This is a genomic window from Acinetobacter sp. YH12021 (assembly GCF_013420145.1).
Taxonomy (GTDB): domain Bacteria; phylum Pseudomonadota; class Gammaproteobacteria; order Pseudomonadales; family Moraxellaceae; genus Acinetobacter; species Acinetobacter towneri.
The window spans coordinates 1-12,181 of record NZ_VOYT01000029.1 but is presented as its reverse complement, the minus strand read 5'-3'; the positions used below and the strand labels follow the sequence as shown (position 1 = coordinate 12,181).

The following is a 12,181-nucleotide window of genomic DNA, read 5'->3' as shown; positions in this document are numbered from 1 at the left end:
CATCACAAATGAGGCAAAAGTTATGATTACCCACCAGAAAATTGTGCTTAAGCAGACTCTTGGTTAATGCCGAAAAGGCCTTGGGCTTTGACCGAGAAATTGGACTAATCGACTCCACATATCCCACCACATGCTTGACGACTGCATCATCATAACCACCCAAAAATCTTTCGACATAAAACTCGTTAAAGTTTATGTACTTGAAGGCCTTAGACATGGACAGAATAAAGGTATTCAGGCATTCCTCATCATCAAAATCAACTTCCATTTCCAAGCTTAAGCAAATAAAGGCTTTATAGACAATTTGTAGCCGATCATAGCCCTTGATACCACTGCCGAACTTGCCGACCGTTTCGGTGGTCGCCACGGGGAAATTGGCGATCAAGAACTCAATACTACGGCGTACCCGGGTGAAGTCCTTGAAACTAATCTTTCGATGATGAATCTGCATGCGGCTTTCATGAATTTCATACACAATTGAAAACCATGCAAGAAAAGAAGTAATCTGAAAACGCTGATCCTTATAAAAATATAAGTATGGATGTAAGCCCAAACTCGGAACCCCAGCATTTTTTACAGGCGTCGCTATTCTGCAAAGAATGGTCAACAGATGCGACATTAGGTTTTCAACGCGCTCCCCCTGATTCAGACTCATAATATTATGAATCTGATCACCCGCAATGATATTCATCAGCTCATTGACCAGGCCAATTTTTTTGCCATGACTCATTTCATTGTCTAATAAAATGGTCGAAAAAAGTAACTGGTGGATCCTCTCCCCTAACTCAATCAACTCATTTAAACGTGTATATTGGAGCTCTTCTAGGTTAGATTTATTGTCATTGATATAACAACAGGCATAGATCGCATAATACGCGTCACTACCGCGATTTCTTAGGTGATATTCCTCATATTTATCTAAACGTTTAGTATCTGAGTTAATAGATTGAAATACCCGTCGCGCATCTTCCGGAGTCCCCAGTACCTGCCTGAAACTGATTTTAATATCTTCTAACTTCGACTTTTTTTCTGCAAATTCAGCATCAGTGCAAATTCTTTGAAAATCAGCGAGATCTCCTAAATAATTGCGGAGGTAACGAATATCTTGTTTTTGTGGATCATTGAAATTAGGTGCTTGAGTGACTTGCTCATCCGCAAAATATCTATTGATCCACGCATAGATACAGGAAAGACGATGTGCTCCATCAATAATGTAAATATTGCTGTGTATATCTTTCCAATACAAAATGCATAAATTGATGTTTTGATCTTCTGTGCAATCCTCAATAAAGTTTGCAATTTCTTGCACGCTCCAACATTCCGTAGAACGCTGGTTATCCGCCTTAAATAAACATTTGATGATTGGATGCTTTTCAAAATCAGTCAGTGCAACTTCAAAATTGTCTCGTTGCATTGATGGTGACATTTCTTCTGGCAACATGACTTTACGCTGAATAATATTGGTCAATAGTCGTGTAGAACCCATTTCTTATTTTCTCCAGGCAACACTTTCCTACTTTCGCTCAAGTACGAAATTTGAAAATGTATATAGTTCGATTTGGTTAAAGCTGTGAATTAAATGACCGTCAATATCCAGTCAGCGCTAACAAAAGAGACCTAAGAGAAATGGGGGGATTAGATAATAAAATCTTCATGTTTAGTACCTGTAGTTTAGAGTTAACTATCTACAACCATCTTTTCCACGAGATGGAGGTAGACCAAACAGGGGTGGAAATACCGCACTACAGAAGACGGCCAGTCATAGACTGCCCTGCCTGGCCTACCATAATGGCAAACTAAGCATAATAAGCACAAAAAACCGCTAAAGCGGTTTTAATGCTTCTGTAGTAATTTTCAGGTTTCCACGCCCGATTACAGATTTTGCTGTAACGTAATTATCATATGGGTATCTTTTTCTTTGGTCAAACCAAATTAGAATTTTTTATTCATTTTTTAGTGATATTTTAAAATTGAATGCTGGCTTAATTTTTTCAAAATTTTAGCCGAAAAAATCCCTGGATTTTACCTACATACAAGGATGCGTGTTTAGCTCAAAATCTATGCTGCATACTTATAGAAGGATTACCTAAGCTAATTAATTTATCTTCTCCATTTTTTGGGATCTCATTAAAATCTAAAAATAATCATATTGGTGGACTCCCAAGCCTTTGCTTTGTAAAACAGCAGTTTTAAAAAGCAAAGGCTTGGGCTATTTTTCTGAAATATATTTGCTTAGGCTATTTAAAATTAGCTTATAAAATCAAACCAAAAACACAACCCAGTTTTCTATGCTGTATTTAATATTATAAATCTAGCAAAATTAATTTTTTTATTTATAAAAAATAAAAACTAATTTCCCTATTTTACAGAATAAAACAAATCAATTTATAGGGTAAATAATTTATATTAACTCCCTAGTCTATAAAATTTACCTTATATATAATTTTATATTTTATAGATTAAATTTAAAAAATAATATCCGAATAAATTTACAAGAATAATAAAAAAATACATTTAAATTTAATCTTATTTTCTCCTGCGAGTCATACAAAATCTTTTTATTTATTGAGTATTTTTTTTTGATAATCTCTCGTCTAGCCTATCCAGGCTATTCTCAAGAAAAAAATTATCAAAAATCAACCTCACAGAGTGCACACCTCGCTCTTAGTGTCCCTTTTTTTGACCAAAAAAAAAGAGGAACCTTACATAAATAATGAAAAAATAATCAAACATGAATTGCCTAAAGTTATATACCGATGTTTTTTATATATTTTTTTAATATAAAAAAACTGTAGCCCCCTACTTCTCCGGTAAAACATTTTAGACCATTTTCTTTTGACCCAGGGAAGGTACTCCAAGGCATTTCATCTTAAAAAAGATACTTTGTAGTACAATTTTTTGTATCAGATGATGCTTTGAATCTGCTTTTTTATTACTAATTTTATAATATTTTATTTTAACTTCAGTCCCTATTTTTTTATCAAAATCACTTGAACTTGATTTTTCTATATCTAAGTAGGATTCTACGTCCGAATATATTTTGGTAATAAACTCTACAAATGAATCGTACAATTTTAAATCTTTTTGACAGACTGCTTCAAAAACTAAAACTGATCGATCATTTTTCAATGAAATTTTATTTTCCAAAATATAATAAAAATTTTTAATTTCTTTTTGGGTAATTTCTTTGTCAATTATGAATGGATGGCATATTCCATATAAATACGACCAATTGATCATTCGCTCCCAATTTAAATCCATTTCTTGCAGATCACGCTCCTCACTTCTAGCTATTTCTTTATCTTTATAAATATAAAATTGTCTACTAATTGACTTTATTAAGTTAACAAGCTGGTCTTCAGGATTTATGATCCGGTCATTTGCTTTCCATTCCTGATATGATTCTAGAAATCTTTTTGGATATAAAAAACTCATTTGTTTTTTTTCAATTTCATCTTTTTTTAAGAATTGCTTTGGATCATTATGTTTTTCAAAAACCTTTAAAAAAAACTTAGATTTTTGAAGAATGTTAAAAGCTGATTCATCCTCAGATATCTTTAAGGATTTAAATTGAGCATTAATAATTTTGCTATTTTTTAGTAATGCACCAATCAATTCAGGCTGATATTCACGTTTTGCTGTATAAAACATGTCTGCAATTAAAATATTAAGATGATGTATATAGCTACTTGCGGTCACGTTAAAGTCTTCATGCCCCATTAGATGTGCTAAACGTTGCCATACATCTGCGCTATGTAATGATGCATGATCGATATTTTGCAATATATGCTTTTTAAGCCTACCTACAAACCTAGAGTCATAGTCAGTAAAACTACAGATAAGCTGGTGGCTGCCTTTCAATAAAATTGCTAAGTGTGATGCAGCACTATGCCTAAATGCGTGAAATGTATATGAATGATCACTTGTCCCTAATACCAGATTAAACAAGCTCCTAGTGATTTTTGATAATTGTTGATTTTCAAAGGTGAAGAGTAATGTATTCTGTACTTGTAATTCCGCTTCGCTCAAAGAAGCAGCTAAATATTTTTTATAAAAATCACAGAACTCTTTAAATTCATTTGGATTTAAAAAATAGGATAAATCAAACTGACGATTTGCATTTTCGTTTTTAACATTACGGTGAGAGTTGGAATGAATTTTTAAAACCAGATTTTCAATATCTGAATTGGATGATTCATTTGAAGTCGTATCTTTAGGATCTGACTTTGCTTCGTAATATAAACGATTATTTTTAAGATGACTTCGAAGCTGTGCAGAGTCAAAATCATTGAGACGGATGCCTGTCACTTCATCAATACGCAAACCTAGTCTAAATGCGAGTCGATAGACCCATTGCAATGCAACTATGTCATTCCCTGAAATGCCTAAAATGTGTGGATAATTTTTCACAATTTTCATCATTAATTCAAACATCTGCGGACTAATGGTCCGTGTTTTTAAAAATTTCCCGCTGTCTCTCTGATGTTCATACAAGTACGCTACTACTGGTGCATCATGCTTGTTGACCAAATACTGATGAAATGTTTTTAACCTCGCGAAAGAATAGCCAGAGGTGTCGTGCTTTTTATTATCATTTTTCTCAGCGATTGTTTCCTGCTTTTCCTGATCTTTCATTGATTTTTCTAAAATAAGGTACTCATACATTTCTTCAAATTGTTCTTCGATGGCATTATTCAAATTTATTTGGTATTTTAAAATGTAAATTAAAAAGTCAGAAACGAAGCTGTGATAATAACGTTTTATCGATGCCACCTGAAGTGATGCTTTACCAGAGCCAGAATTGTAACCTAGCTCATACTTTAACCATTGGCATATCCGTAAATGTGCGATTGCCACCACATAATCAATATATTCCCCCTCTCCAGCTTCATAGGAACGTATATCGCCCTCTGATTTATTAATACTTGCGTTCAAAGCTTCATTAAACTTGGCTAGTGTCAACTCTTTACCATCTTCACTAAATGATAAAAGCAATGATTTTATATCATTACGTTTACCCATCCGTTTATCATTATAAACTTTAATGTTCTGACCACTAGTAGAAACAGAAAGCTCCACAGTGTGATGAGTATTTTCAATTCTTTCTTGAATCGTTTTCCAGGTATCAAGCTGATGATAAATAGCTATATGCTGTTCATATATCAAAGGCGTAGTGATAATTTTGTTATTAAGTACACTTGTACTCAATAGATCTAAATTTGGAATCTCCTGCCAAAGAACATAATCAATATGCTTGAAAGCAGAAAAACGACGTCGCCCAAACTCTTTGATAAATTGATGATCAGGAACAACATCTTTAAAATGTGCTTTTAGCCGCTTATAAAGTAAATCTTCCCGCTTAACTTTTTGATCTTGATCATCGTGTGTTTGCTGCCAAATACTAAGAGGCGATGTAAACTGTAATGCATAACCTTGGTTACCATGAAGATGCTCTCGGATACGCAAATAACAAAGCATTGAGATTGCGTTAAAATATATTTGCTGTGTTTGCCATAATTCCACATCTCCTTGGCTATCATAACGGTAGAAATTGCCATATTTTTGAGATGATAGAGTGTATGAGAAAACGTAGGCATGATTCTTTGAACCAGAGTAAATTGGCAGTAGTCCACTGTCTAGATTCATTTCAAAAATTGCATCATGAATTGCAATAAGCCGTTCAGGATGAATACATCCTTGATCGAAAATTAATGATATACATAGACATTCAAATAATATGTTTACTAAGTTTTGCTGAGCTTCAACTGTAGATTGTAAACTTATATTTTGAGTCTTTTTATTAAGAGAATAGCTCCACTTTTCATAAAATTTTTCTTTAAAATCAGCAAGAATAGCTCCATAACACAACTTGTCCTCTGTTAAAATATTATCGCGGCGCGGTAATGTTGCTATTTTCCAATCTGGTAATTTAATATCGTAAATTTTTGCATGATCTGGATTTTTTTTTTGCCACTCCTGATACTCTTGTTCACAAATAATTTTAAAGTGTTTAAAACACTCCTTGAGGTAAGAGCGGAAATATTTTTTGAGCTGGGAATGCTCACAAACTTTTATTAAAACTTGCTGATAGTTTGTAAATTTATCAGCAATTCGTTGATCAAGAAGTTTAAAATCAATCTCGACACCATTCACCTTTTTCTGAGTATATTTATGATCAATCAGCTCAGAAATTTGATTAAAAATTGCTTTTGTTTCTGTTTCAATCGCATTTTGTAATTGCTCTAGAATCTCTTGATTTAGTTCTTTGTTAATCACGCGATTTTTCCTGGGTAAACAAGTCTAGCTCCAAAATTTCTAATTTTTTCAGTAACGCTTCAACCTGTTGTTGAATTTCTGTTTTGTAATGAAAAGGACTTAAGGATGAAGTATGGCCAAACCCCATGGCAATACTATCATGTGCATAAAGGGTATTATGAATATCACTGCTGAGTTCAAGATGGTTTTTGCTAAAATGCCTTGGCCAGTTTTTATAAATCTGAACTGTTTCTTTCAAGTAATGCGTCACAAAAGCTGCTGACATTGGTGCCAAAGTAAGATTGTCTGCTATTTCTATAAAGTCAACGCTATGCTTTTTGGAAGTCAGTTGAGGATGGATAAGAATACACAGCATGAATTCATTTTTTTTCCACTGCTCCTGCAGATATTTCATGCCTAATGCAGTGATTGTCTTATCTATATACTCTCTGTATGCATCGAAATGCTTTTGCCAATAACCTACTACAGGCACTAAACGACCTTCTTGTCGTGAACCAATTTTTTTGTCATGAATATAGATAAATTTTGATTTTGAATCATAATTTTTGATCAAACCTGGCATACCCATCGTGGGTCGTACCGTGAGGCAAATTAAAGACAGATGCCACATCCAAATGCTATAAGCATTTAATTTCTCAATCCGATTGGCTTCATCATTCGTTAAAGTAGTCTGTACATAAGCATAAAGATTTTTAAAAAATTGAGTTGCTGCTTTGATAGTCCAGCAACGCTGACTACCTATACGTTGTTCTCGGTCAAAGATATAACCCGGATGCTGCTCTTTTTTCCATAGATCACCTTTTTTTCGGTTTATTAAACAATCAATGTATCTTTTAAAATGTCTATTTATCTCTTCAATATTACGCCCTTCATAGGACCAATTAACCACATGATTCGTATCGTGATTTGCCATTAAGTGTGCTACGAGATCATCACCTGTCTGCATATTCAGATGGAAATATATTTGCTTTTCTAAAATTCCACATGAAATCTTGTCTAAATTATACGGTTTGAAAAGCTGCCTTAAAAAACGATTGTATTCAGGAACAGATAGTTCTTGAATAGCATTTTTTTTTAATTGAATAATCCAAGCACTAGGAATATGCCATTTATAAGTGGATGCTTTGTTATAGCGCTGTAATTTATCACTCATAATGCCCGAATGATTTACATTCAACTTTGGATCAATCACCCAATAATAAGATACTTCGATTACTTCTGTTTCTTCTGCTACTTTTGTTTTTTTTATTCTTTTTACTTTTGTTTTTTCTAATATTTTTCCTTTTTCAATCAAATTATTAATATCTTTAAAGATAGTAGGACTCAGACCAGTCAGCAGTGACATCATGCCACATAATGCCAAAGAAGATTGATCATAAAAGATTGTACTATTTTCTTTGAGCATTTTATCCTGATAACAATCGTGCAATACGTTGTATACCTGATGTAATAAACTGGGTGCTAGATAAAGTGGATTACTTACAAATGGGACTTCACGTCTCTGAATAATTTTTTTGAGCTTTTCATCGGATATCATAGAACTTGCACGCTTACTGATATCATCATGTGTAGGATCAAGAATAGTTGCTAATTTTTCATCTATCTCGACTTCTGTGTCATCATTTTCTATATGAATAGGAGATGACCCTGAGTGGTTTGTTACATCAATCTCCTTTTTTATTCTTTTTATCAAATCCTTGATACTAAGTTTCTTCGATGAATTTAATTCCCTGTTGTTAAGCTCATTACAGACAATACAAAATTGCTCAATGTAACGGTCTAAATCTAATGAGATGGAGTGCTTTTGCATCTCTTTACCAGTTAAAAATTCTTTAAAATTGCTGGTGTTAAATTCATCGATTTTTTTAATTTCATTGGTAATTTTGTCACATGGTATTTTTTTTTCCCCACGGTCTTTAAATTGGTTCTGCAGTAACAGTTTTAATGCATAACATAGTTGATTAAATTTCTTATGTACTCTTTCATCATCTACTATTCGCTTAAAATCTATCAGTTTTGTGTTTGTGATAGGCTCTTTATCTTTAGAACTAGAATTCGGTAAACTGATAAGTTCTTTGAGCATTTCACAAATTAATCCAGTCAACAGATAACCATACTGATGCCCTTCTTGTTCAATTTTAGTCCATTGAGTTAAACCAGCCAGAATTTTATGTTCCGTCACAATTCTCTTTTTTTTAATAGTAACCTGGATTTTTTCTGCAGCAACATACAACTCATTCTTATTTTGAACGTCGAAATCTTTGAAAATAGCTTTTTTTTCACCAAGTGACTGATTTACCCACTTTTCCAATACTTTGATTTCTTCGTGTAGATCTGACAATCCATCAGTATTAGTCATACAGTTACCATAATTTTTCAGGGTAAAAATTGATTTTCAGGTTTCGTTCTAACTTGAGCTTGAAGTTTTTAGGCAAACCAAAATATTTTTTATAAGTTCTTTGAGTCAATTTTTTAACACAACGCTGCGGTTTTGACTCCACTCTCATATGTTCTGATAACTTCAGACTTAAGGCCTCGGACAATTGAGTAAAAAAACAAGTAAATAGCACAGCATGCACCTCTTTATGTTGGTGCTTTTTAACCTCTTCAGTTTCTTCAGGAGCTACATCAATTGTATCGAGTAACCACTTTAAAATTTCAAATTCATCAATGTCTTGATTGTCTTTTGCTGCTTGGTCAAGCATTCTTTTGATTTCATCATCCATCTTATTTTTAAGATCCAATACAAAATCTTGAATAAAATCTGGTAAATCTAATATCAAAACGTAACTTAACTTGGTGAAAACTTCAGTTAGAACTTCAGGTCTTTTTTTTGCATGCCCAATTTTTTCTATCATGACTCTCTCAATCGATACTGGCTATACAAGCTCAATACAGTTGAAATGGTTAATTTCTAAATTTACTACTTAGGCCCCACAGAATATCTTTAGCCTAAAAATACCGATTATGATGTTATATGTTTATATCCAGCTAACACAGAACAGCTCAATGAGTTAACGTGATATATCACGTAATAACTTTACCATTTGATTTTCCAATATCAAAGTATCGCGATGTCTATATAAGGTTTATCAACAAATCAAAATATTTAAATTATTTGCCAGTAAAGTTATGAAGTTATGAAGTTATGAAGTTATGAAGTTATGAAGTTATGAAGTTATGAAGTTATGAAGTTATGAAGTTATGAAGTTATGAAGTTATGAAGTTATGAAGTTATGAAGTTAGGTTATTTAATCTTATAGATTGAATAACCTCTTCCATTCTCTATTTTATTTAAAACTTTTATCAACGAGCTGCTTAAAATCTTCTAAATTCTGCTCTGCCAGTGACTCTAAAGCTATTCTTACAATACTAGATCTGTTAACACGAGCGTTATTACTTTTGATAATTAACTCATCAATTAATTCACTTAATTCTTGGTTTAAAGAAAAGGTACAACGAACGAATTTCTTTTGTGAAACTTCTAGATCCTTAACTCTTTTATCAGCTCCCGATATGAAATTTTCAACCAGTTTATCCTGATCTGAAAGCTCGTCAGTTTTCTTTTTTAAACCGCTAAGACCTGCCATAGTTATATTCCTAAAAACTCTTGAGCTATCCCTTCAATTTCTGCTTTTGCCTTAGGATCACTTGTTACTTCAAAAACAGATAAGCCATTTTCATCTGCATCATCATAAACATTTCGATTTGTCGTGATGTGGTCTAATGCTTTTATTCCGAACGATACACAGGCTTCTTTAGCATCTAAAATTCGCTGTACTTGTGACGGTAATGTTGGGCATTGTGTAATAATTGCTCTGGCATTCAAATCTGGATTCACTGCTCGTGCCAGTTTTAATACTTGTTCCATATGATCCAAAGTCTTTAGATCTCTACGTTTAGGTCTAAAAGGCAATAGCATATGTGTTGCTATAGTCATAGCAGAGCGTAATGCTTCTGAATCTTGCCCACCAGCATCAATGATAATATCTTCATATCTTTTTGATAAATCTTTTAAAACTTGACGAATATTGCCTGAAGCTTGTACAGATGGGATATTTTTCAAATCCTCATTCTCATCACGTTCTTTAATCCAGTCAGTTGTTGTACCTTGAGGATCTGCATCTAGAAGTAGAACATCTCTATTCTTGGTTTGTAAATAAACAGCTAAGTTTTGTGCAAGGCAGCTCTTACCAGCTCCGCCTTTTTCACCACCTACTAAAATAATCATAAGTTATGTAAGTTACGTAATTTTGTTAAAAATAATGTATAAGTTTTAATCTCCTAAATCAACTATTGTGAAAAATAAAGTTAAAAATAAAGTTATCCACAAATAATGCTCCTTTTTTAATTTTATATATATTTTTAAATTTATATTTTATAGGTTTCTTGTATCCCTTGTAGTGTATATCTTTGAGAGGATTTAAATGGACATTTTCCTGACAATAAGTGGACGTTTTCCTTGATCTAAATGGACGTTTTCCTGACAATAGGTGGACGTTTTCCTTGATCTAAATGGACGTTTTCCTAACATAAATGGACGTTTTCCTGACATAAATAGATCTTTCATTAGTGGACATTAAGTGTTAATGTCAACTAATAATATTTGTTTCTCTGACCACAACATGGCAAATGTAATTTATAAAGATAATAACTTGATTGAAGCATCTTATGCGTTGACTCTATCAGAACAACGCTTAATTTTAGTTGCAATTATTGCAGCCCGGGAAATTGAAAAAGAGCTTACATCGGATACATTGCTAACAGTACACGCATCTGAATATATGAAGCACTTTAATTTAGGTCGCCAAGCTGCCTATGAAGCTCTTCAGGGAGCGTGTGATAACTTATTTGAACGTAGACTCACCTATAAGGCCATAGATCCTGTTACAGGTAAGCCTGCGGTTTATAAAAGCCGTTGGGTATCAAAAGTTGGCTATGTTAAAGAAGCGGCATGCGCTCAATTAATTTTTGCTCCTGATATTTTACAGCTTTTTGTAAAACTTGAAGAAAAGTTTACTCGTTATGAGTTAAAGCAAATTTCTCAATTATCTAGTGTATACGCTATACGGCTGTACGAACTTTTGATTAGATGGCGTAGCAAAGGCAAGCTATATATTAGTATGGTTGAATTGCGTGATAAGTTAGGTCTACTTGAAAATGAATATAAAACCATGGGAGATTTCAAAAAGCGTGTATTGACGGTTGCCATAGATCAAATTAATAAACTTACTGATATCGACGTAAGTTATGAGCAGAAAAAAGAAGGGAGAACAATTACACATATCGAATTTTCTTTTAATCCAAAAGCTTCCTTAATTGTTAGTGATAAGGTACTGGAACCGACATATCAGCTGACACCAAAACAATCTATATTTTTCGCTCAAAAATTGTGTGACCTTATCAAATATCCCGAATTCGGGGGGAAATATGCCAATGTAGGCGAAGAGATCGAAGCGTTTAAAGAAAGGATTTCACTTGAACTCCTCGACCCTGAAAAGGTAAAAAAGTATTATTCTGATTTGTTAAAAGTGGGCTATAAAGAAAAATATAAATCAGAAAAGTTATCATAACCTGAATAATAGAAATTTTTATTTTGAACACTACAAACCTATAGGAAAAATTTAGTCAGAGGTGGTCCCACTTGTTTGAACAACTAAAAGCGTATTTATAAGTGATATTCCGCTCTAGTTAAGCCACCTTGTTTTGTTGGGGTAGCTGATCATAGTAAAACTCATTTGGTGTCATTTTGTTTAGACTCGAATGAGGTCGTTTCAAATTATAAAACTCAAAATATGCACTCAATTGCTTTTTCGCATCTGTGACACTGCTATAAGCTTTGAGATACACCTCTTCATATTTAACGCTCCGCCATAATCGTTCAACCATCACATTATCTACCCAT

8 protein-coding genes are annotated in these 12,181 nt (G+C 33.2%); 1 reads left to right on the top strand and 7 read right to left on the bottom strand.

Annotation, left to right across the window (positions count from 1 at the left end; genetic code table 11):
• The 6 genes from FTT91_RS13560 to FTT91_RS13530 form a co-directional block, all read right to left on the bottom strand.
• Positions 1 to 1,486, bottom strand: a 1,486-nt coding sequence (locus FTT91_RS13560; protein ID WP_180169645.1) for an HNH endonuclease, incomplete at its 3' end; no start/stop codon positions are given.
• Between the two features lie 1,334 nt (positions 1,487 to 2,820).
• Complete coding sequence (locus FTT91_RS13555; RefSeq protein WP_180169644.1) at positions 2,821 to 6,276, bottom strand: integrase; 3,456 nt, start codon at positions 6,274 to 6,276, stop codon at positions 2,821 to 2,823.
• A complete protein-coding gene (locus tag FTT91_RS13550) occupies positions 6,269 to 8,635 on the bottom strand; it encodes a hypothetical protein (RefSeq protein ID WP_252725629.1) in 2,367 nt (788 codons plus the stop codon). Before FTT91_RS13550 ends, FTT91_RS13555 begins: the two co-directional genes overlap by 8 nt.
• 4 nt (positions 8,636 to 8,639) lie before the next feature.
• Entirely contained in the window at positions 8,640 to 9,134 is a 495-nt protein-coding gene (locus FTT91_RS13540; RefSeq protein ID WP_180169643.1) for a transporter, read from the bottom strand.
• Between the two features lie 432 nt (positions 9,135 to 9,566).
• On the bottom strand, positions 9,567 to 9,866 hold the full coding sequence (locus FTT91_RS13535; protein WP_004969894.1) for a hypothetical protein: 300 nt from the start codon (positions 9,864 to 9,866) through the stop codon (positions 9,567 to 9,569).
• Between the two features lie 2 nt (positions 9,867 to 9,868).
• A complete protein-coding gene (locus FTT91_RS13530; RefSeq protein WP_180169642.1) occupies positions 9,869 to 10,507 on the bottom strand; it encodes an AAA family ATPase in 639 nt (212 codons plus the stop codon).
• A gap of 394 nt (positions 10,508 to 10,901) precedes the next feature.
• On the opposite strand from FTT91_RS13530, the gene repM reads away from it, so the two are divergent.
• A complete protein-coding gene (gene repM / locus FTT91_RS13525) occupies positions 10,902 to 11,849 on the top strand; it encodes a replication initiation protein RepM (RefSeq protein WP_218952058.1) in 948 nt (315 codons plus the stop codon).
• A 118-nt stretch (positions 11,850 to 11,967) separates the two neighbouring features.
• Here repM and FTT91_RS13520 read toward each other — a convergent pair.
• The coding region (locus tag FTT91_RS13520; RefSeq protein ID WP_180169640.1) for an integrase core domain-containing protein at positions 11,968 to 12,181 on the bottom strand (214 nt) is incomplete at its 5' end.